The sequence below is a fragment of the Tamlana sp. s12 genome (assembly GCF_016767215.1).
In the GTDB taxonomy this organism is placed as follows: Bacteria; Bacteroidota; Bacteroidia; order Flavobacteriales; family Flavobacteriaceae; genus Pseudotamlana; species Pseudotamlana agarivorans.
This window is the reverse complement of sequence record NZ_CP068547.1, coordinates 2,964,848-2,985,951: the sequence shown is the minus strand read 5'-3', so window position 1 is coordinate 2,985,951 and position 21,104 is coordinate 2,964,848. Positions and strand designations below refer to the sequence as shown.

The following is a 21,104-nucleotide window of genomic DNA, read 5'->3' as shown; positions in this document are numbered from 1 at the left end:
AGAAATTAAATTTCGTTTTCTAAGTGTGCATCAAGAGCGATTAAATCGGTGATTAAAACTTGTCTGGCTTTACTGCCTTCAAAAGGTCCAACAATACCAGCGGCTTCAAGTTGATCGATGATTCTTCCTGCTCGGTTATATCCTAATTTTAATTTTCGTTGTAATAATGATGCCGAACCTTGTTGTGCCGTTACAATAACGACAGCGGCATCTTTAAACAGTTTATCTCGGTCGGAGATATCTATATCAAGACTTGTGCCACCTTCTTCACCCACATATTCGGGTAGGAGGTAAGCATCGGGATAAGCTTTTTGTGAACCTATGAATTCGGTGATGCGTTCTACTTCAGGTGTATCTACAAAGGCACATTGTACACGAATTAAATCGTTTCCTTGGGTATAAAGCATATCTCCACGACCAATAAGTTGATCGGCTCCAGAACCGTCTAAAATGGTTCGCGAATCAATTTTAGAAGTTACTCTAAACGCAATACGCGCAGGGAAGTTTGCTTTAATAATACCGGTAATAACATTTACAGAAGGACGCTGTGTGGCGATAATTAAGTGAATACCAATGGCACGTGCTAATTGGGCTAATCGTGCAATAGGAGTTTCAACTTCTTTCCCTGCGGTCATAATTAAATCGGCAAACTCATCAACCACCAAGACAATGTATGGTAAGAATTGGTGTCCGTCATTCGGATTTAATTTTCGAGATTTGAACTTTTCGTTATACTCTGCAATATTACGACACATGGCGTTTTTAAGCAGTTCATAACGGTTATCCATTTCAATACAAAGTGAATTTAGGGTATTGATAACCTTGTTGTTATCGGTGATAATGGCTTCTTCACTGTCTGGTAGCTTTGCTAAATAATGACGTTCAATTTTATTGAACAAAGTAAGCTCAACCTTTTTAGGATCGACCAATACAAACTTAACTTCAGCAGGGTGTTTTTTGTAAAGTAAAGAAGTTAAAACAGCGTTTAATCCTACTGATTTACCCTGACCTGTTGCACCGGCCATAAGCATGTGAGGCATTTTAGCTAAATCAACTACAAAAGTTTCGTTACTAATGGTTTTACCTAAGGCGATAGGCAGTTGCATATCGGTGGTTTGAAACTTTTTAGAAGCGATTACCGAACGCATCGATACAATAGTAGAATCTTTGTTAGGTACTTCAATACCAATAGTTCCTTTTCCTGGAATTGGCGCAATAATACGAATCCCTAAGGCCGAAAGAGAGAGTGCAATATCGTCCTCTAAATTTTTAATTTTAGAAATACGAATGCCGGCTTCTGGAACAATTTCATAGAGGGTTACCGTAGGACCAATCGTCGCTTTGATGCTTGCAATTCCAATTTTATAATTGCTTAAGGTATCTACAATTCTATTTTTATTTTCTTCGAGTTCTTCTTGATTAATTTTAATCCCTTCGGTATCGTATTTTTTTAATAAATCGAGGGTTGGGAATTGGAACTTTCCAAGCTCTAAAGTAGGATCAAATTGTCCAAAATCTTCAACCAGTTTATTGGCTAAATTATCAGTTTCAGAAAGCTCTTCTTTAACTTCTTCCACTTTAATTTCTAGGGAAGGATCGTCCTCTTCAGACTCTTCCTCAGTGACTTTAACTTCAAATGATGTTGAAGGTACTTCAGGTGTTAATGTGGTAACAGCTACTTTTTCTTCTTCCTCAACTTCTTCTTTGCTTTCAGTTTGGTCTAACGATATTTTATAAGCCTCTTTAATAGCTTCGGCTTCTTCAGTTAAATTATTATCTAAAGGAACAATTTGGTCTTCTGCGTTATTAGAAAGCTCGTCTTTGATGTCTTTTTTAGCCGATTTGAACACATTAATAATGCTTTCAAACGTGACTTTAAATCGGATGGCTAAGTAGGTGATGAGCCCGAAAACAAGTAAAAGAACGGTACCTGTTTTACCAATGTAATCTTGTAAATAGCTGTTGACTTCAAATCCTATAGTGCCTCCTAAAACATCATTTCTATCACCGAAAAACCCAAATAAAATGGATATCCAAATGATAATAAACATGCCCCAAAACCAGTGTTTTCGAAGTTTGCTTAGGCTTAAATTCATTAAAACAAATACGCCAGAAAGAAAAACTAAGCCAGAGAATATAAATGAAGAAATACCAAAACCACGTTGAATGAATAAATCACTTAACCAGGCGCCAAATTTACTAAGCCAGTTTTCAGTTTTAACTTCCCGAGAAGTAAATTCCGATAAGGCACTTTGGTCAATTTTACCAGTAAATAAATGTGAAACAAAAGCGATACAGATGAGTAGGCCACTAATAACAAGAAAGCTACCTAATACCAGTTTTTGCTGGCTAGATAACTTAAAATTAGGCATTTTAAATTTCTTTCTAGGTGCTTTTTTAGTTTTGGGTTTGCTTTTAGCCATTAATGCGTTGTTGGTTCAAAATGTCATACTAAAATACATGCTGCTCTTTCATGTTTTCACAAAGCAACAAAAATACAAATTACTAACGTTTATCCTAGAGGTAAAAGTATTTAAAAAATCTTAGGAAGATAGATGATTAACCCTACGATACAAGCAAAAACAGAGGCTATAAAAACAGCCCCTGCAGCTATATCTTTAATCAAACCAATTTTAGAGTGTTGTTCGGGGTGAATAAAATTTGCTATTTCTTCAATCGAGGTGTTCATACCTTCCATACTCATAACGAGTCCAATAGAAAAGGTTTGAGCCATCCATTCGTATCCCGAAATATTAAAAATAAATCCGAATAGGGTTACGATTAAGGCGATAACGAATTGAATTTTTATACTCGCTTCTGTTTTTAATAATAAAACTGCGCCCTTAAAGGCGTAACCAACACTTTTTAATCGGTTTTTTAAAAGTGATTCTTTTTTCGGCATTTTAAAGCGCTTCTAAAGCAGCTTTATAATTTGGCTCATCAACGGTTTCACTTACTTGCTCGGTGTGTTTTACGGTACCATTTTCATCTAATACAATAACGCAACGTGAATGTAAAGTCTCTAATGGTCCATCAACAAAGTTTAATCCATATGATTTTCCGAAACTTCCATCTTTAAAGTCAGATAAGCTAACTACATTGTCTAAACCTTCAGCACCACAGAAGCGTCCTTGAGCAAAAGGTAAATCACGTGAAATACAAAGTACTTTAGTGTTTTCTAAATTACTAGCTTCTTTGTTAAAAGTTCTTACCGATTGTGCGCAAGTTCCTGTATCAACGCTAGGGAAAATGTTTAAAACTACTTTACTTCCAGCAAAATCGCTTAAACTTTTTGATGATAAATCGGTTCCTGTTAATGTGAAATCAGGAGCTTTAGATCCTACTTCTGGTAGGCTTCCTGAGGTATGTATGTCGTTTCCTTTTAATGTTACTTTAGCCATTGTTTTGGTTTTTAAATTTTTATAAAATTAGGATAAATAAATGTGATTGAATATAAGAATTTGATTTTTCTATTAAGAATTTCTTTTCTATCGATTTTACTTATTCTTTTATAGATTATTAACATTTGCTTGACATCATTTTAGGAGCTATATTTAGTAAATTTGTAATTATTCGGAACTATTTAAATCATATTACCAATGGAAAGTTATCAAAATTCAAATTCATCAAAGAGTAGTGAAAGTAAGTGTCCTTTTTTTGGAGGCGAACAGAAAGTATCATCGGGTAGCGGTACACGAAATCGTGATTGGTGGCCTAATGAGTTGAAGTTAAATATTCTACGTCAAAACACTGTAAAATCAAACCCTATGGGTGAAGATTTTAACTACGCTGAAGCTTTTAATAGTATAGACTTTAAAAATTTGAAGCATGAAGTGATGCAATTGATGACCGATTCTCAAGATTGGTGGCCAGCCGATTACGGTCATTATGGGCCGTTTATGATTAGGATGGCATGGCACAGTGCAGGAACATACCGTGTAGGGGATGGACGAGGAGGTGCTTCAACCGGGAATCAGCGTTTTGCACCTTTAAACAGTTGGCCAGATAATGGAAACCTAGATAAAGCTCGCTTATTATTATGGCCAGTTAAAAAGAAATATGGAAAACACATCTCTTGGGCCGATTTATTAATTTTAGCAGGAAACTGTGCTTTAGAATCTATGGGCTTTAAAACCTATGGTTTTGCCGGCGGACGTGAAGATATATGGGAACCAGAACAAGATATTTATTGGGGATCAGAACGCGAATGGTTAGGCAACCAAGAACGTTATAAAGATGATGAATTAGAAGGACAATTAGGGGCTTCGCATATGGGATTAATTTATGTAAACCCAGAAGGACCTAATGGTAAGCCAGATCCGCATGGCTCAGCCATAGATATTAAAGAAACCTTTGGAAGGATGGCTATGAATGATGAAGAAACTGTAGCTTTAATAGCAGGAGGTCATACTTTTGGTAAAGCCCATGGTGCCGCTAATCCTGATGAGTATTTAAGTGCAGAACCAGCTGGAGCAACCATTGAAGAAATGAGTACGGGTTGGAAAAATAGCTTCGGAACAGGGGTTTTAGATGATACTATTACTAGTGGACTTGAAGGGGCATGGACGCCGAATCCAACACAATGGGATCATGATTATTTTGATGTTTTATTAAATTATGAATGGGAGTTAACAAAAAGTCCTGCTGGCGCGCACCAATGGAAACCAACAGAGGCTTCAAAAGCTAGAATGGCACCTCGTGCGGGAGATTCGTCAAAAACTCAAGGTTTGATGATGAGTACTGCAGATATGGCACTTAAACTAGATCCTACTTATTTAGAAATTTCTAAACGTTTTCATAAAGATCACAAAGCTTTTGAAGATGCTTTTGCCAGAGCTTGGTATAAGTTAACACACCGTGATATGGGACCTGTTTCTCGTTATTTAGGACCAGAGGTACCTCAAGAGGAATTGTTATGGCAAGATCCAATTCCTACAGTAGATTATACCTTAAGTGATGATGATGTGGCTACGTTGAAAAATTTAATTTCGAATTCAGGATTAAGTATTTCTCAATTGGTAACGACTGCTTGGGCTTCAGCATCAACCTATAGAGGTTCGGATATGCGTGGTGGTGCTAATGGCGGACGTATTAGACTGGCGCCTCAAAAAGATTGGGAAGTAAATAACCCACCAGCATTGGCTAAAGTTTTAGCGGTTTATGAGGATATTCAGAATAATTATAGTGGTGAAATTTCTATTGCCGATTTAATCGTTTTAGGAGGTGCACTTGGCGTTGAAGAGGCTGCTAAAAATGCAGGATACATTGTTAATGTGCCGTTTTCTGGCGGTCGAGGTGATGCTTCGCAAGAACAAACCGATGTCGAGTCATTTAATTATTTAGAGCCTCAAGCTGATGGGTTTAGAAATTATTTAAAACCAGGATTATCAGTTTCTTCGGAAGATTTATTAGTTGACAAAGCGAATTTACTAACACTTACCGTTCCAGAAATGACCGTTTTAGTAGGTGGTTTACGTGTTTTAGGTGCCAATTATGATGGTTCAAAGCATGGTGTTTTTACTGATAAAGTGGGGCATTTAACGAATGATTTCTTTGCCAATATTTTAGATTTTAGATATACCTGGAAAGCGTCTTCTGATGATGATGCCTTTTTTGTTGGTTCTGAAAGAAAATCTGGAACTGAAACTTTTTCAGGAACTCGTGCCGATTTAATTTTTGGTTCAAACTCTGAGTTAAGAGCTATTGCTGAAGTTTATGGAGCCGATGATGCGCATGAAAAGTTTGTAAACGATTTTGTTGCGGCTTGGGCTAAGGTGATGGATTTAGATCGTTTTGATTTAAAATAATTGAAATAAATAGTTTATTAATATTGGGATAGGCGTACGTTATGCTTATCCCAATTCTATTTTAAAATATAAAGTAATGGAAAACGTAGAAACTTTTTTTAGTAAAATACAATCAGGGGACCTTGAAGCGGTGAAATCTTTAATAAACGATCAACCTGAATTAATTCATGCTACCGACGCTCGCGGGTTTACACCTTTAATTTTAGCGTCCTATTTTGATAAGAATGATTTGGCTAAAGTTTTAATTGATAAAAATGCGCCAATTGATGCGCGCGATGCCATGGGAAATACCGCTTTAATAGGCGTAGCTTTTAAAGACAACCAAGAGGTAGCCGAATATTTGCTTACTCATGGCGCAGATATTAATGCAAAAAATAATCATGGTGTTACAGCTTTAATTTTTGCTTCGATGTATGATAAATCAAATATGGTGAAGTTTCTTTTAGGTAAAGGTGCCGATAAAGCACTTCAAGATAACGAAGGAAAAACCGCGCTTCAGCATGCAGAGTCGAAAGGGTTTGAGGAGGTAGTTAGCTATTTGCAATAGGCTGTAAGCTTTATGCTAAATGTGTGTAACTCGTGTCTGGATAATGTTAATCGTTAGACGTAACTTTTAAACCTTAAACCTTAAACCTTAAACCTTAAACTTTATACTTTTCACTTCCCATATCTAATATTTAACTTCTACCATTTCTAATCCTTCAACAGATTCAGAGTGACATTTCGAGGCTTTAAGTGAAGTAGAATTCTATTGAGACATTCAACAATTATTGGTAAGTTAATAATCAATTAAGCCTTCTATTAATCGTCTAAAACCTTAATCATTTTAAAAGACTTCATTAAGTGAAATAATCCAGGAAGAATAACGAGACCACCAATTATTAAGGAGATACCAAGAACGTTAATTACTTTATCAGGAGAAGCTGTTTCTAATAGGTTAATGTTTTTGTTATAGGCTATAATGAGTACAGGGAAATGTGTTACAAACGCAGCGACTAAAATTAAAGTAACTTGTATGCCTGCTAACATTCTTGTGGTAACTTTTTTAGCTTTTTTAATGCTTATTATCAACGGAAAAATTAAGATAAAGGACAGAATAACTAATCCTACGGTTACTGGGTTTTTAATAAAATCGGTTACAAAAGTGATGTTGTGATAAAAGCCATAACAGATGATAATAAAACCGATACCAACAACGGCAGCGGTGGCTTTTTCAGATTTAGAAACGTAGATCTTTCGGTCGTTTGCATGCGATTCTCCAATGAGTAAAATGGAGGCTAAAAAGGCACAAAGCGATGCGAAAAACACACCAACTAGAATGGAGAAGCCGTTAAACCAAGGTTGTACAAAAAGATCTATAAAGCTGTAGTTGGCATAATCATCGGTGATTACAAGTTGCCCTGATAACATAGAACCAGCGGTCATTCCCAGGAAAATCGGGGTTACCAAACTAGAAAAGCGAAACATCCAATCGTATAAAATTTGAGATTTGTCTTTAAAAGCATCATAATGTCTAAAGACAAAAGCGACGCCTCTCATGGTAATGCCCAGTAATACTAAAGTGAGAGGAATATGTAAATACACCACCAAAACATTGTAAAATTCAGGGAATCCTACCCAAAGGATAACCACTAAAATAATAATCCAAATATGATTGGCTTCCCAAACAGGACCCATCACGCGATATATGGTTTTTTTAGTGAGTTGCTGATTTTTTTTGGTGGAAAATAATTCAACAATACCAGCACCAAAATCAGCTCCAGCTAATATCACATAGAGCAATAACGACACCATTAAGAAAAACAGAACAACGTTTAACATTTTAATTCAAGTTTGGGTGGTTAAGTGATTTTATTTGACGCATCATAAGCCAAGTTACCGCAAGAGTTAATATGGCATAAAGTCCCATATACATGTAAAAGCTATATATCATACCAGGCATATGTGTTACGGCATCTTTAGTTTTCATGATGTTATGAATAATCCAAGGTTGTCTACCGACTTCAGTTACAATCCAACCGGCCTCTAAAGCTATGAAGCCTAAAGGGGCTAGAAGCGCAAAGATTAACCAGAATTTTCGTTTTGTCCACCATGATTTTTTCGCAAGACTCACAAAAAAAACGAGTCCGAAAATTAAAAGTATAGTTCCTAAACCGACCATGGTTTGAAATGCATAATGCACAATAGGTACGTTGGGTTGCACATCTTTAGGAAAATCGTTTAAACCTTTAACTTCGGCATCAAAATCGCCAAAAGCTAAAAAAGATAAGGCTTTCGGGATTTCTATTTTATGTGTAACTTCTCTAGTTTCTTCATTTACAATACCACCAATATAAAGGGGGGCTCCCTTTTGAGTTTCATAATGCGCTTCCATGGCAGCCAATTTTACTGGTTGGCGTTTCGCAATGTCTTTGGCAGATAAATCGCCACTAATAGGTTGTAAAATTGCGGCTACGGCACCAAAGGTAATGGCAATTTTGAATGCTTTTTTATGTAACTCCACATGACGATGTTTGTAGATTTGGTAAGCATGAATGCCTGCAACAGCAAAACCTGTAGCGGTGAATGCGGCTAAAGTCATGTGTAAAGCTTGAGTAAACCAAGCAGGGTTGAGTAAGGCTTTAATAGGATCGATATTGACAAATTCGCCGTTAATATAATCAAAGCCTGAAGGGGCATTCATCCACCCATTAGCCGAAACAACGAGAATCCCTGAAGCAACACCCGATACACCAACGATAACTCCTGTAAACCAATGAAATTTTTCAGGAATTTTATCCCATCCATATAAATAAAACCCTAAGGCGATCGCTTCAACAAAAAAAGCAGCACCTTCTAATGAAAAAGGCATCCCGATTATAGGGCCGGCATGTTTCATGAATTCCGGCCAGAGTAAACCCAGTTCAAAGGATAGGGCAGTGCCAGAAACAGCACCAACCACAAAGAAAATAGCAACACCTTTTTGCCAAGACTTGGTAAGTTTTAAGTAGATAACATCTTTAGTGTTTAACCATTTTTTATGGGCTACAATCATAAAAAAAGGCATAACCATACCAACACAAGCAAATACAATGTGAAAAATAAGGGTAAATGCCATTTGCAGTCTTGCGGCATCTAAATTATCCATAAAAAAGAGGGTTTAATGTATTGAAACAAATATAAAAGATATCGTTCTGTAAACCCTAATTATTTTGTAGTAAAATGACGAAAAAACACCCTAAGCGGAATATTATTCATTCACAATTTCAATTTCAAAGAGTTTGTCCCAACGTTTTCCTGTAACAAAAATGGTTTTGCTTTTTGGGTTATAAGCTATACCGTTTAACACATCTAAACCTTCATGTTGAGTCACTAAGTTTTTAAGAGGTGTGAAATCTACCACCGCAATAACAGCACCATTTTTAGGGTTTATAATAGCCACGCCATCTTTTTGGTATCTATTTGCGTAAATGTTCCCTTCAATCCATTCCATTTCATTGATACCTATTATTTTCCCTTTGTTGGTGTATACTTGTATGTGATCTTCTTCCACTAGAGTTTCAGGATCTAAAATCCAAATATTTTCAGTACCATCACTTTTATAAATGGTTTGGTCAACATGGCATAAACCCCATCCTTCTTTACTGTTTCCGTATTTAAAAGTGCTTAATTTTTCAAAACTATTCACATCATAAACGAAACCAGTACCTTTTTGCCAAGTAAGTTGATAAATTTTGTCATTTAAAATGGTAAGACCTTCACCAAAATAGGCGGGATCTAAATCGGTGTTTTTTATAACTTCACCAGTTTTATAATCCACTTTTCTAAGTTTCGATTCTTCATATTGACCGGTGCTTTCGTATAGCGTATCATTATAGAACTCTAAACCTTGGGTGTAAGAGGTGATATCATGAGGATACTCATTAATTATTTTATAGGTGTAAACCTTAGGTAACTCATGATTTAAAATAGTAACTACCGAAGTTGTTGTTTGTTTTTCCCCATTGAAATATACAGTGGCTTCAATAGTGTGTTTACCTAGTTTTTTATTTTCTAAGCTAAAGCTTTCAGGAACAGAAATTCCATCTAGTTTATAAGAAACCGAGTCTATAGTGTGACCTTTTTTGTTTTCTAAATCTAATTTTAGCGTTTTTTGATTCGAGATATTCCCTTTCAAAGCATTAGTTATGATTGAAAAATCACTTTTTTTATGATTTCCATTAGATCCACAAGCGATTAAAGTGGCTGTTAAAATTGTGATTGTGAATTGCTTAAGTCTTGTCATCTTAATTATGTAATTTAAGGCAAGATATTTATTTAAAATCAGTTTAAAAAATCATTGTGATATTTTTAAAAGGTTGTATATTTGCACCCGGCAAGTCCTACACAACCAGCTCCTGTTGAATCCTCCAGGTCGGGAACGAAGCAAAGGTAAATGGTCGTAGCGGTGTGATGTAGGTAGCTTGCCTTTTTTTGTACCCAATACTCAAATCTTGAACGGCTATAGTTTCAAGATTTTTTTATTTCTACAGGGCATCTTTTTGGGTTTACATACTGCGGTATACAAAAACATCTTAATATATATTCTAAAGTCCTTATAGCAAATCTGTTCTCTTATTAGTTCTAAATTTTCATAGAAAAATTACTACAAAAAATTAAGGTTGATTTATTAAAATATTGTAGATTTGGCAAAATTAGTAAGAAAAAACTTAATGAAATAATAAGAAATAAATTATAAAATTTAGTGCTTCTTGATTTTGATAAGTTTAATTACATGATGTTTACAATAATATAGATGATAAGAGTATTTGCTAAATTAATTGTTGGTATTTTGTTTTTATACCTTCCGTTAAGCTGTAAGAGTTCCAAAACCACTAAGAATAATGATGATATTGTGGTGACTTACAAACCTATTATTCCAGAAAAGACCTTCTTGCCTGTTCAAATTGAATATGCCAAAATTCTCAATACAGTTCCTGATTCATTGCAAAATGTAAAATTATACCAATTTATTGATGAGTGGAAGGGTACCAAATATCTTCTTGGAGGCGAAACCAAAGATGGCATTGATTGCTCGTCATTCTCACAGCTTTTGTATATGGTTGTTTTTGAAAAGTATATCGAGCGCACGGCACATAAGCAATTTGAATCTGAATACATTAGTAAATTTAGAGGTAAAGAGTTTTTAGAAGAAGGCGATTTGTTGTTTTTCAATAGGGAAGGCGAACAAACGATAAGTCACGTGGGTGTCTATTTGATGAATAATAAGTTTGTTAACGCGACATCCTATAAGGGTAAAAGTGGTATTGCAGGTGTTAAAATTTGTGACATTACGGAGCCGTTTTGGGAGAAACGTTATGTAGCCGGGGGTAAACGAAATGATTTACAATAGCTGAGCGCGTTAACGAAATGTCATGTCATGAAAAAGGACCTACAAGCCATACATAACGAACTCAAAGATATTCACTACAATGTAAAAGCGGAAGTGTTGGTTGCTGAAATTGAAGCTAAAACTGCCGTCACATCAGACCACATTTCGGTTTCAAACCAGAGTGATTTTAATCGGTCTTACCGAAATGACATCATAAACGTATCAATCGACAGTCATGGAGGAGATCAAGAATTATTGAAGCTGGATTTGTCTCGACATGGGATTTATGATTTACTGCCTGAAGGCGTGTTTCACAGTGTGGAATCAAAGCACAAAACAGCGTCCTATAAGGAGCTAAATAAGCGTCAAAAAGAAGAAGAGCGTCAAGCTCGTTCTTTGTTTGCGCCATTGGAAGATGCTTTTTTTAGGTGTCGTATTGAAGCAGAACAAAAACAAGACAAAACCATTCGTGATTTTAGTAATTTAAAGGATCCATTTTTGTTGAATTTTTGGAAAATTGATCCATCAATACCCAAAGATTTAGCGGTTAAATTACTACGATTATTGCCGTACGCCCATCAGATTTCAGGAAATTTAGAGCTCACTTTTCTTAGCTTAAAGAAAATTTTAGGTGTTGATATTAATTATAAAAAAGGCTTTGAATCCCTTGAGTTGCGTATTGATCAACCTTCAGAAAACAAATTGGGCGTTAATTTTGTCTTACAACAAGATTCTTTAACCATCCAACAACCAACTTTACACATTAAGGTACAGCCTCAATCTAATAGTGATCTAGCTCCAATTGTAGGAAGTCAAGGTTTTACGCGTTTTCTGCAGGTGTTTTACAAGTTTTTTATCCCTTTTGAGTACCATATCAAAACTGAAATTCAGGTTAAAGAAGCCGATGAATTTATTCTAGGAAGCGCATATGATGCTTATTTGGGAATGGCTACCAGAGTTTAAAAATGATAATTATGATGACAAGTTTCGCTCACAGTGATGTTTTTAAGATTAGTTTAATATTGCTTTTAATAAGTTCTGTACTTATTGTCTTGGTTAAAGAAGTGAGAACTATTTTTTCTAAGAACAAACTCAAAGCATTAATTTATGTGGTAGTTTTGGCACTTCTTTTTGCACTTACAGGATTTTTAGCATACGATAAAGTTTTAAATAATTCGCCTACCCAGGCTTTTGTGGCTATTGAGCTTATCTTTTTTATTTTGGGAATCATTCATGTGTTTACAATGCGTAATACCTTTAAATCCGTGATTGGACAAAAGCTAGAGTTTTTAAATGAGTTTATGTTGACTCTCGTTTTCCTAGGTGTAGCTCTATTTGTTTTTATTCAGGTTGTTAGTCGATTTAGACCAGAATTTGTTAGCATTTACATGACAGCCGGACTTGTTTTTATCACGCCGTTTTTGGTTCTAAAAACGTTCGAATATGCGATGGCTATTCCGGTTCAGGTTTATAAAAAATGGTTTTTCCCAATACGTCAAGAAATTAAAGAGCCTACTTCGTCAGAGCTGAGTAACCCTCTGGTGATATCCTTAGAATTTAAAAAGAAAAGCGGAGATAAAGAATTAAGTCGTTTTAAAGTAAAAGCACCAGAGCAGATGGAGTTTGGTAAGTTGTTTTATTTTTTTGTAGACGATTATAACGCTTTGCACCCCGAACGTAAAATTGAAATTGAAGATGGTGAAGGTGAGGCTTCGGCTTGGATCTTTTATTTTAAGCCACGATGGTGGCGTGCTTTGCGACATATTGATGCTAATAAGACCATTGAATGGAATGGGATTCGGGAGGAAAATAGCATCGTAGTTCAACGTGTTGAAGCTTAAACTCAAACAATAATTTAATACCAATAATTATGTCATTTTTATCTAAATTGAGCATTGAAGGCGATGAAATGAATGTGCTAGATTGTGCATTCGAATTTTCTCAGCAAGCCGATTATAATGGTCGTCCAGCTGAAAATCCGCGTGGCGGACAAATACAATTACTTGTAGAATCGACCTCTAAAACCGATTTTATGGATTGGGCCATTTCGCCAGGAATGGTAAAAAACGGTACCATTACTTTTTACAAACGAGAAAATATGGCAAGCCTAAAAAAAATAGAGTTTAAAAACGCTTATTGTTTGCGTTATCATGAACATTTCAATGCGCATGATACTGAGCCTATGCAAACCCTATTGATGATTTCGGCTCATGAAATTACTATAAAAGGAACTACTTTTTCCAATAATTGGCCTATAAAATAAGACAATAATGTATTATGATATTGTAGCTTGATTGATTTATATTTTGCTTTATGGAAAACGGAAACCTACAAAAACTAAAAGACTTAGTACAAAGTCAAGCTGATTATGCTTTAGAACTTAGTTTAAGTGATAATCAGAGCGGTTTTAGTTGTACAGGCATGGGTAAGCACCTTGAGTTTCTTTTGAATTCTAGAAATCATGAAATTAATTTTCTTTTAAGTGAAATAGCAAAAGAGCAATTAAAGGATCAAAAGAAAACTCCAGAACCACCTGATTTTACGAAATATATTAGATATTCAAGTACTCTATTATCACACAAGGAGGTTTTTGTTGGTGATAAATGGGTGCTAGTTCCTAATGATGCTTGTGTCGATTTTAAAACGACTTCTTTGAGTAGACAACGCGCATTTTCGGTTACTATTAGTCACGGAAGTAACTATGCAACATTTACTTCTACAGAGCGTTTAAAATCGTATCAAGAACAGAATAAAGTATTATATGGGCATGATATCTCTATACAGCTGGAAGATGATTATATTAGTAAGGAAGAACACGATTGGATGCTTTTAGCTTCTCAAGCTTATGGTGCTACAAAAAAGCATACAGGCGGGTTACACAATCTTACCGAACTTTATAACAGAATTCCAAAAGAATTTAAACGTAGTTACGCTTATAAAATATCAAAGGTTACCAAAAAAGTGGGAAAACCGGCAAAAGCAGGTAAAATATTTCATGGAGCAGAGAGGATTGCTAAAAAAGGTAAGTTTTTAGGACCTTTAGGGAATGCCTTGACCATAGGAACTATAGGTTATGAATATAAAACTGATACTTGGGACGCACATACTGTTGTAGATGGAGCTTTTTTAGTTGTAGGAGTAGCTGCAGCCTCTTTTGGAGCACCGGCTGTAGTTATTGGCATCGCTATTTACGGACTTTTAGATTATACTTTTGATATAAGTGAGGGCATAGACGAGCAATTTGGTAGAAATTCTGCTTTTTGGGATAAAAAGCCGATACATAATTTTGGAACACGAAGAACTCCTTTGTTTAATGAAGTTAAAAAAGACCATACTTACGTTGCTCCTAAATTTACAGTACCATCAAATAACTATAAAGATTAAATGTTTAAAATTTTATTTAAAAACTTATTATTAGCGAACTACAGTTTTGCTAAACGTTGGGTAAACAAGAAAATGCCTGAAAGAATTATTCCAGCAACTATACATATTTTTATATCACCTTTTACTTTTATTACCTCAGGTTTAGCATGTGTTATATTAGGTAGTATTGTATATAAAATTAAATATCCTGAGCTTGTTTTAGTTCTAATAGCCTTGGTTTTTGGGTTTGGATTACAAAAACCAGTAAAAAAAGCAATTCATCAATGGCAAATAGAGAAGGAATATAAAACACTTTCAAAAAATGAACGTTGGAATAAAAACACACTTGCTTTTCTGTTTTTTTGGATTGGATTTGGTGTGTTTATATGTCTTGGAGCAAAGTTTATGGGAGGGTATTTGATAGAATAATAATCGTTAGATAACTCAATGACTTTATAATTGAGGTTTTAATTATGACCAAAACTATATTTAAACCATTATTGCTGGCGTTTTACTGTATCTCAAAATGGCTTGTGAATAAAAAGACGCCTCAAAATTTGGTGCCATCAACTATATTGACTTTCTCTTTTCCTTTTACCTTTATAGCTACAGGAATATTTTGTATGTATATATTAGAGCGTATATTGAATACTATTAAAAGTCCTATAGTGTGTGTTGTAGGTGTATTATTATTTATTAGTCCTGTTTATTATTTTTCTGGAAAAATTGCTAAAAACGGTATTCATGAATGGGGAATTGAAAAGGATTATAAATTTTTGACTAAAAATGAACGCATAAATAAAATAGTAACTGCTTTTATCTTTTTTTGGGGTGCGTTTATTTTTCAATTTTGGCTAGCAAATATTGCTTTAAGTTCGAAGTAGATTTATTTGTGGGTAATCGGTTAAACTTAATATTCCTACTAGAGAAAATTAAATAGTTAAGCTATTTAATATTTACGTTGTTATAAATTTAAATATTAATGTATAAATTTTTTTTTTAGACGTTTGTTGCTTGCAGATTATTGTGTAGCAAAATGGCTCGTAAATAAAAAAATGCCTGAACGAATTATTCCTTCTACGTTACACTTTTTTGCAACACCGTTCGCTTTTATTGGAGCGGGATTATATTTTGTAATTATAGGTACAATTAGTTATAGGTTTGAGACATATTTACCTATTTTAATAGGGTTAGGGGGAGTCATGTTACCATTACAATTTTATATAGAGAAAAGGGCTAAAAAAGTAATTTTTAAATGGGGAATTGAAAAGGAATTTAATACCCTCTCTAAAAATGACCGTTTGAATAAAAACATTTTTGCTTTCTTATTTTTTGGGGTAGCTTTTTTCTTGTTTTTCTTTTTAGGCGTCACATATGTTGGGGGATATTTAATTGAATAGGCATAACGTTAGAATGCAAAAAAAAAGAAAAAAAGATCATACTTACGTAGCTCCAAAATTTAAAACAACATCAAATATCTATAAAGATTAAATGTTTGAAATTTTATTTAAAAACTTATTGTTAGCGAACTATAGTTTTGCTAAACGTTGGGTTAACAAAAAAAATCCTGAAAGAATTATTCCAGCAACGCTTCATATTTTTACAACACCTTTTAGTTTTATAATGGCTGGCATATATTGTTGGATATTAGGTTCTTTAGATTTTAAGTTTACATCTTTCTTGCCGACCTTCATTGGGTTAGGAATAATAATGTTGCCATTTCAGTTTTTTTTAGAAAAAAAAATAAAAAAAGCCATTCATCAATGGCAAATAGAGAAGGAATATAAGTCACTTTCAAAAAATGAACGTTGGAATAAAAACACCCTTGCTTTTCTGTTTTTTTGGATTGGGTTTGGGGTATTTTTATGTCTTGGAGCAAAGTTTATGGAAGGGTATTTGATAGAATAATAATCGTTAGATAACTCAACGGCCTTATAAATGATCGCTACAGGAATATTTTGTCCAAACTTATCCATGCCAAAAGATGTGTATTCAAGGAAAAAGAATCTAGAATTCTAATACTATTTTAATAGGTGTTCTTCTTTGTTTATGCTTCAAAATATAAGTTACCTTTTTGATTCTATTAAAACTGAAAATATATAAATGGTTGGAAATCGGTTGAAAAGGCTTGATAACAAATAACACCTACGATAACAGACGCTACAGCTTTTACATAAATAGGGCTGTTCGCGTATAGATTTTCAATGTGATTTTTAGTCGAAGATGGTAACCAATGTGTAATGTACCCAATAAGCATCACAATGAAAACAGATTTGTAACTTACTAAGACATCCCAAGCATAATGCCAGTCCATATGATACGCCACTTGGTTGTACCACTTTCCAATATGATCCATGCTTTCTCCTCTAAAGTAAATCCGTGTAAACGTTATAAATATTAGAGTTATTGAAATTTTCCACCAACGCACATACCATTGGTTGTAGTTTTCATACGGACTAATTTTACGCCAGTATTTGTAAACCACAATCCCTAGTCCGTTTAATCCACCCCAGATAACAAACTTCCAAGAAGCCCCGTGCCATAAACCGCCAATAAGCATGGTAAGCATCAGGTTAATGTTGGTATTAATATTATTTTCTACAGTTTTGTTATACTGTGCCAGAATAAAAATGGTTAAACAAATCCCTAAGGTGATAAATACTACCAATAAATTTTGATACGCATATAAAGTTCCTAAAATAATGATCGATAGGATAATGTAGGATCCCACAGAACCCTTTCTATTTCCGCCCAATGGAATGTATAAGTAATCTCGTAGCCATGTAGATAACGAAATATGCCAGCGTCTCCAGAAATCACCAGTATTAATAGCTTTATAAGGTGAATTAAAGTTAACAGGGAGCTTAAATCCCATGAGTAAGGCTAGCCCAAAAGCAATATCGGTGTAGCCTGAGAAATCGCCATAAATTTGTAAAGAGTATCCAAACATAGCCATCACATTGGCAAAACCGGAAAACATATCGGGAGTATCGAAAACACGATCCAGGAACTGCATGGCTATAAAATCGGCAAATATCATTTTTTTTATGAGTCCTTTTAGAATCATGAATGTGCCTTTGTCGAAGTCTGATTTCGTTAAAATCGTAGGTGCCGAGATTTGAGGCACAAAATTTTCAGCTCGTACAATAGGACCGGCTACAAGCTGCGGAAAGAAACTTACGTAAAATCCGAAGTCTAATATAGACTTTAAAGGCACTAATTTTCTACGGAAAATATCAACACTATAACTTATGGTTTGAAAGGTGTAAAATGAAATCCCCACAGGAAGGATAATTTTATCAACCGTGAAATAATTTTGATCATTAAAGCTGTTTCCAAACTGGGCTAACCAATTCACTACTTGGTAATCGGTATGAAACAGCATATTAAACGAATCGGTAAAAAAGTAAGCATACTTAAAATAACACAACACACTAAGGTTTGTAATTACACTTATGGTCACTAAGGCATAACGCTTTTTACTATTTTCACTGTTATAAATACTTCTTCCAATAAAGAAATCGACTATGGTACTAAAAATCAAAATACCAATAAACAGTCCGCTAGTTTTATAATAGAAAAACAAGGAAATTAGAAATAGATAGGCATTTCGTTGTTTTATTTTTTTATAAAATACAGCGAATAGAGTATAGGCTACTGCAAAGAATATCCAGAAATTAACCTGTGTAAAAATTAACGGAAATTCTTCCGAAAAGGTGAAAATGTCGTAAAGCCTATTCATCTAAATGTTTAAAATAATTAAGTAATTCTTCTGCGTTTCTTCCGGTTGAAGCAGCCCAAGCCTTGACCAGTGCTACCAACATTAAATCGGCTTTAACACTATATCCGAAAAGTGTAAAATGTACACGGTCTTTGGGCATTAAATTGTTTTTATACCATTTTTGGGAAGAACCCAAACCGCCCATAATTTCAAAGCAATCCCAAACTGCCATTTTGTATTCTTGAGCTATTTCTAAAATAATTTGTTCTTGTGTAATGGTATTAGGGTTGGGTTTTCTACGCTTATAATAGCTATCGTTCGGAACGGTAAGCAGTATGGCACAATCGGGATTTTTACGTTGTATCATGTCTATAAAAGACTTGTAATAATACCTGAAATTTTCTGCATCAAACTTGTCTTCTGGCATATAGGCATCGTTTGTTCCTATTGAAATGATAAACAAATCGGGATGATATAAGTCAAATTGCTTTTCAAAATAAGCACTGCGATCGAAGAGTTTAAAGCTCGCCCCATTAACGCCTATGGAAGTGTATTCTATACCAGGATTGTTGTTCATAAACTCCATGCCCATCATGACAAATTCTGGTTGAATATTCGTGGTGTCTTTAAGTTGAAGAGCAAGAGCGACAGAGTCTACCGCAGTCTTAAAACGAAACTCACGGTACATTTTGTCGTAATTAATCGTATCAGAACTCACCAAAGTACTGTCTAAAACATTTAAATAATAATCGTCTTTCCAAGTGCTGTAAAACACACGTAATTTATTAAAGTTATAGCGATCTCTATTATAGTTTCTGTGGTTAGCCTTTACAGTTATGGTATCACTAACATCACGAAAGGCACCTGTAATGCCTGCCAAACCCCAAGCAATACTATCGGAGGTAATGGAACAGCGGTAGCCCTGCCACTTACTTTCGGTATTTGTTGATATTCTATAACTTAAAGGGTTGTTGGTATGTGCTAAGTGATACGGAAAAACAAAACCTCGTTGCCCTGTGCTATTGGCGTTCATGTTTTGTAAATAGGTTCTCATTTTATTCGAGTAAAAATCACCTTGAATATGTGAACCTCCAATATGAAAGATGTGAAGTTTGTCTTTTTTCCCAGAGTAAATACTGTCTAATTTGGCGAAAAAACGATCAAAAGCAGGTGATTTATCAGCAAATTTTAGGCTATTTGCTTCAAAATTTATAAGATGACCTAAGCTTGGTGTGATGCTGTCCAACACATAATGCTGAGCAAAAATCGACGTGCTTAATAATAGGGAGAAAATTAAAAGAACTATTTTCATTTAATATCTGTTAGGTCTAAGTAAAGGGACAGAAACAATATTTCGGAAATAATTTTAGTTCCCGAGGGCGAAAAGTGGGTGTAATCATTTCCTGCAAGTTTTTGGTCCACCCAGTAGGGCATGGAATTTTTTCCACCCATAGCATCATAAATACTCCAATATGCAGCACCGTTTTCAGTCATAATATCCTTTAAACAGGTATTTAAGTAAGGTAAAAGCGGATAGGTAACCATTTTGCCGTTTTCAGAAGTAGACATGTCACTAGGTCCAATAAACAAAATACTGGCATCATTAGTTTTACGTTTCACCCAATTCACATGATTTTTAATATAACCGGCATAGCGTCTTACATGCAGGGAATCTTGAAAGTAAGGCACCGAGTTTCCGCCGTATTGAAAAATCACCAATTTAGGATCCAATTTCTTGTACATCCGATTAAAATTCGCAGCGTTTGTTCCAGCGAAGATCGTACCCGCCGATCCACGCATGGCAACATTGTCTAAATTTATTCCGCCATCACCATCTAAGGTAAGTCCGTAAAAATCCGGACTAATTTTACTAGCCAGTTCTATTTTTAAATTAGTAGGCGTTGTAGCTAGGTTAATTTTATATTCATGATAATCACCATCATTAATAAGTTCATCCGTTTTAATAAGTTCCCCATTGTTATATACGTTTACGGTGGTAGGTGTTACCGAATTGCCGTAGTGTAAACCAATTTTGGTAAACGTTTTTAATCGACTATAGGATTTTGAAGGCTGACTGATATAAATATTCCCTATAGCAATAGGTAAGGAGTCTAATAGAGCTTCATTGATGCTGTCATGACTTTGAGTAAACCTTGAAAATGACGAATAAGCCCCATATTTTTTGTGCTCAAAAGGCTTTTCTCTTCTATCGAAATAAGCATGGCGGGTCCAATTTTCTGAAGCTGCCACCTCATTACTAATTTGCTCATAAACTTGAACAATAGGCACAAAGCCTGGTCCTGTTCCGCCATAAATACCTTGAAGCCTGTTTCGTAAATAAGCTGAAATTCTATCGCCTTCCAATTGGGAATCACCGTAATGGATAATGCGGCACTCACTTGAGCTTAAGCTATTTTTTAGTTTCTCTAAGTATTCAAGTTTATTTTCAGGATAGACAATACGCTGTACTTTTGAAGTGTCTATTTTCCTGAAATTTGGAGGTGGTGGAAGATCTTCAACTTCTGCTATTTCAACCTCATTGGTTTCAATGAATGTTTCTACATTGGTTACAATACTGTCAATAGTTGTCACCTGAGGTTCTGATATGTCTTCCTTCTGAAGAAAGGTGTCCGATTTGGGATACTTTACGGTAACATCTCCAATAAAAAAGCCTTCCTGAAATGTGCCATTAGGCAACGGCTTGGAGTCTGTAAGGAAGGTTAAACCTAATAAAATCAACAAAACGATGATTAGGTATACAGAAATTCTTAACGGTGTGTATTTCAAGTCGGTTTAAGTTAGGTGTTTTAGTAAAACGTGGTATCAGGGCATAAAGATACATTTATCAATTAAAATTATCAAT

Annotated in this window: 20 protein-coding genes and 1 other RNA gene; 12 read left to right on the top strand and 9 right to left on the bottom strand. The window is 34.8% G+C overall.

The annotated features are described in order from the left end of the window. Nucleotides 1-5 precede the first annotated feature (5 nt). The 3 genes from JJL45_RS12850 to tpx all read right to left on the bottom strand — a co-directional run bounded on the left by JJL45_RS12850 (nucleotide 6) and on the right by tpx (nucleotide 3,401). Nucleotides 6-2,423: a DNA translocase FtsK gene (locus JJL45_RS12850; RefSeq protein WP_068602217.1), complete on the bottom strand. Its 2,418-nt coding sequence runs from the start codon at nucleotides 2,421-2,423 to the stop codon at nucleotides 6-8. Nucleotides 2,424-2,533: 110 nt separating this feature from the next. Then, a complete protein-coding gene (locus tag JJL45_RS12845) occupies nucleotides 2,534-2,902 on the bottom strand; it encodes a diacylglycerol kinase (RefSeq protein ID WP_068602218.1) in 369 nt (122 codons plus the stop codon). Nucleotide 2,903: 1 nt separating this feature from the next. Next, on the bottom strand, nucleotides 2,904-3,401 hold the full coding sequence (tpx, locus tag JJL45_RS12840; RefSeq protein WP_068602221.1) for a thiol peroxidase: 498 nt from the start codon (nucleotides 3,399-3,401) through the stop codon (nucleotides 2,904-2,906). Between the two features lie 198 nt (nucleotides 3,402-3,599). Here tpx and katG point away from each other — a divergent pair, with 198 nt between their 5' ends. Together katG and JJL45_RS12830 are read left to right on the top strand one after the other, a co-directional pair. Continuing rightward, entirely contained in the window at nucleotides 3,600-5,807 is a 2,208-nt protein-coding gene (katG, locus tag JJL45_RS12835; protein ID WP_068602223.1) for a catalase/peroxidase HPI, read from the top strand. 76 nt (nucleotides 5,808-5,883) lie between these two features. Continuing rightward, nucleotides 5,884-6,354, top strand: coding sequence for an ankyrin repeat domain-containing protein (locus tag JJL45_RS12830; RefSeq protein ID WP_068602224.1), 471 nt, complete (start codon nucleotides 5,884-5,886; stop codon nucleotides 6,352-6,354). Nucleotides 6,355-6,608: 254 nt separating this feature from the next. On the opposite strand, the gene JJL45_RS12825 is transcribed toward JJL45_RS12830, so the two are convergent. The 3 genes from JJL45_RS12825 to JJL45_RS12815 form a co-directional block, all read right to left on the bottom strand. Next, on the bottom strand, nucleotides 6,609-7,628 hold the full coding sequence (locus JJL45_RS12825) for a cytochrome d ubiquinol oxidase subunit II (RefSeq protein ID WP_068602226.1): 1,020 nt from the start codon (nucleotides 7,626-7,628) through the stop codon (nucleotides 6,609-6,611). 1 nt (nucleotide 7,629) lies between these two features. Further along, nucleotides 7,630-8,934 carry a cytochrome ubiquinol oxidase subunit I gene (locus JJL45_RS12820; protein ID WP_068602229.1) on the bottom strand — a complete coding sequence of 435 codons (1,305 nt, stop codon included), beginning with the start codon at nucleotides 8,932-8,934 and terminating at the stop codon, nucleotides 7,630-7,632. 102 nt (nucleotides 8,935-9,036) lie between these two features. Then, nucleotides 9,037-10,071, bottom strand: a complete 1,035-nt coding sequence (locus JJL45_RS12815; protein ID WP_068602230.1) for a glutaminyl-peptide cyclotransferase — start codon at nucleotides 10,069-10,071, stop codon at nucleotides 9,037-9,039. 88 nt (nucleotides 10,072-10,159) lie between these two features. On the opposite strand from JJL45_RS12815, the gene ffs reads away from it, so the two are divergent. The 10 genes from ffs to JJL45_RS12765 all read left to right on the top strand — a co-directional run bounded on the left by ffs (nucleotide 10,160) and on the right by JJL45_RS12765 (nucleotide 16,428). Continuing rightward, nucleotides 10,160-10,258, top strand: an RNA gene (ffs, locus tag JJL45_RS12810) — signal recognition particle sRNA small type. Between the two features lie 323 nt (nucleotides 10,259-10,581). After that, nucleotides 10,582-11,178, top strand: a complete 597-nt coding sequence (locus JJL45_RS12805) for a C40 family peptidase (protein ID WP_068602232.1) — start codon at nucleotides 10,582-10,584, stop codon at nucleotides 11,176-11,178. A gap of 27 nt (nucleotides 11,179-11,205) precedes the next feature. Continuing rightward, nucleotides 11,206-12,120, top strand: a complete 915-nt coding sequence (locus JJL45_RS12800) for a hypothetical protein (protein WP_068602233.1) — start codon at nucleotides 11,206-11,208, stop codon at nucleotides 12,118-12,120. 11 nt (nucleotides 12,121-12,131) lie between these two features. Beyond that, nucleotides 12,132-12,998 (top strand): TssN family type VI secretion system protein, encoded by an 867-nt coding sequence (locus JJL45_RS12795; protein WP_202664156.1) that lies wholly within the window; start codon nucleotides 12,132-12,134, stop codon nucleotides 12,996-12,998. A gap of 29 nt (nucleotides 12,999-13,027) precedes the next feature. Beyond that, nucleotides 13,028-13,420 carry a type VI secretion system tube protein TssD gene (gene tssD, locus JJL45_RS12790; protein ID WP_068602235.1) on the top strand — a complete coding sequence of 131 codons (393 nt, stop codon included), beginning with the start codon at nucleotides 13,028-13,030 and terminating at the stop codon, nucleotides 13,418-13,420. A gap of 50 nt (nucleotides 13,421-13,470) precedes the next feature. Further along, nucleotides 13,471-14,541, top strand: coding sequence for a hypothetical protein (locus JJL45_RS12785; RefSeq protein WP_068602237.1), 1,071 nt, complete (start codon nucleotides 13,471-13,473; stop codon nucleotides 14,539-14,541). Beyond that, nucleotides 14,542-14,949, top strand: a complete 408-nt coding sequence (locus JJL45_RS12780; RefSeq protein WP_068602239.1) for a hypothetical protein — start codon at nucleotides 14,542-14,544, stop codon at nucleotides 14,947-14,949. A gap of 44 nt (nucleotides 14,950-14,993) precedes the next feature. Then, nucleotides 14,994-15,404 (top strand): hypothetical protein, encoded by a 411-nt coding sequence (locus JJL45_RS12775; RefSeq protein WP_202664155.1) that lies wholly within the window; start codon nucleotides 14,994-14,996, stop codon nucleotides 15,402-15,404. Nucleotides 15,405-15,575: 171 nt separating this feature from the next. Continuing rightward, entirely contained in the window at nucleotides 15,576-15,920 is a 345-nt protein-coding gene (locus JJL45_RS12770) for a hypothetical protein (RefSeq protein WP_202664154.1), read from the top strand. A 91-nt stretch (nucleotides 15,921-16,011) separates the two neighbouring features. Continuing rightward, nucleotides 16,012-16,428, top strand: a complete 417-nt coding sequence (locus JJL45_RS12765) for a hypothetical protein (protein WP_068602245.1) — start codon at nucleotides 16,012-16,014, stop codon at nucleotides 16,426-16,428. A 175-nt stretch (nucleotides 16,429-16,603) separates the two neighbouring features. On the opposite strand, the gene JJL45_RS12760 is transcribed toward JJL45_RS12765, so the two are convergent. The 3 genes from JJL45_RS12760 to JJL45_RS12750 are packed head-to-tail and all read right to left on the bottom strand — an operon-like array spanning nucleotide 16,604 to nucleotide 21,028. Beyond that, nucleotides 16,604-18,262: an MBOAT family O-acyltransferase gene (locus JJL45_RS12760; protein WP_068602248.1), complete on the bottom strand. Its 1,659-nt coding sequence runs from the start codon at nucleotides 18,260-18,262 to the stop codon at nucleotides 16,604-16,606. Beyond that, on the bottom strand, nucleotides 18,255-19,553 hold the full coding sequence (locus tag JJL45_RS12755; protein WP_068602250.1) for a GDSL-type esterase/lipase family protein: 1,299 nt from the start codon (nucleotides 19,551-19,553) through the stop codon (nucleotides 18,255-18,257). The genes JJL45_RS12760 and JJL45_RS12755 overlap by 8 nt, the downstream gene beginning before the upstream one ends. Beyond that, entirely contained in the window at nucleotides 19,550-21,028 is a 1,479-nt protein-coding gene (locus JJL45_RS12750) for a hypothetical protein (protein ID WP_068602252.1), read from the bottom strand. The genes JJL45_RS12755 and JJL45_RS12750 overlap by 4 nt, the downstream gene beginning before the upstream one ends. Nucleotides 21,029-21,104 lie beyond the last annotated feature (76 nt).

Coding starts and splice junctions, on each gene's coding strand:
- JJL45_RS12775 (WP_202664155.1), top strand. CDS start 14,994: ATGACCAAAACTATATTTAAACCATTATTGCTGGCGTTTTACTGTATC.
- JJL45_RS12825 (WP_068602226.1), bottom strand. CDS start 7,628: ATGTTAAACGTTGTTCTGTTTTTCTTAATGGTGTCGTTATTGCTCTAT.
- JJL45_RS12820 (WP_068602229.1), bottom strand. CDS start 8,934: ATGGATAATTTAGATGCCGCAAGACTGCAAATGGCATTTACCCTTATT.
- JJL45_RS12780 (WP_068602239.1), top strand. CDS start 14,542: ATGTTTAAAATTTTATTTAAAAACTTATTATTAGCGAACTACAGTTTT.
- JJL45_RS12765 (WP_068602245.1), top strand. CDS start 16,012: ATGTTTGAAATTTTATTTAAAAACTTATTGTTAGCGAACTATAGTTTT.
- JJL45_RS12770 (WP_202664154.1), top strand. CDS start 15,576: ATGCCTGAACGAATTATTCCTTCTACGTTACACTTTTTTGCAACACCG.
- JJL45_RS12800 (WP_068602233.1), top strand. CDS start 11,206: ATGAAAAAGGACCTACAAGCCATACATAACGAACTCAAAGATATTCAC.
- JJL45_RS12850 (WP_068602217.1), bottom strand. CDS start 2,423: ATGGCTAAAAGCAAACCCAAAACTAAAAAAGCACCTAGAAAGAAATTT.
- JJL45_RS12815 (WP_068602230.1), bottom strand. CDS start 10,071: ATGACAAGACTTAAGCAATTCACAATCACAATTTTAACAGCCACTTTA.
- JJL45_RS12830 (WP_068602224.1), top strand. CDS start 5,884: ATGGAAAACGTAGAAACTTTTTTTAGTAAAATACAATCAGGGGACCTT.
- tssD (WP_068602235.1), top strand. CDS start 13,028: ATGTCATTTTTATCTAAATTGAGCATTGAAGGCGATGAAATGAATGTG.
- JJL45_RS12760 (WP_068602248.1), bottom strand. CDS start 18,262: ATGAATAGGCTTTACGACATTTTCACCTTTTCGGAAGAATTTCCGTTA.
- JJL45_RS12755 (WP_068602250.1), bottom strand. CDS start 19,553: ATGAAAATAGTTCTTTTAATTTTCTCCCTATTATTAAGCACGTCGATT.
- JJL45_RS12805 (WP_068602232.1), top strand. CDS start 10,582: ATGATAAGAGTATTTGCTAAATTAATTGTTGGTATTTTGTTTTTATAC.
- JJL45_RS12785 (WP_068602237.1), top strand. CDS start 13,471: ATGGAAAACGGAAACCTACAAAAACTAAAAGACTTAGTACAAAGTCAA.
- katG (WP_068602223.1), top strand. CDS start 3,600: ATGGAAAGTTATCAAAATTCAAATTCATCAAAGAGTAGTGAAAGTAAG.
- JJL45_RS12845 (WP_068602218.1), bottom strand. CDS start 2,902: ATGCCGAAAAAAGAATCACTTTTAAAAAACCGATTAAAAAGTGTTGGT.
- JJL45_RS12795 (WP_202664156.1), top strand. CDS start 12,132: ATGATGACAAGTTTCGCTCACAGTGATGTTTTTAAGATTAGTTTAATA.
- tpx (WP_068602221.1), bottom strand. CDS start 3,401: ATGGCTAAAGTAACATTAAAAGGAAACGACATACATACCTCAGGAAGC.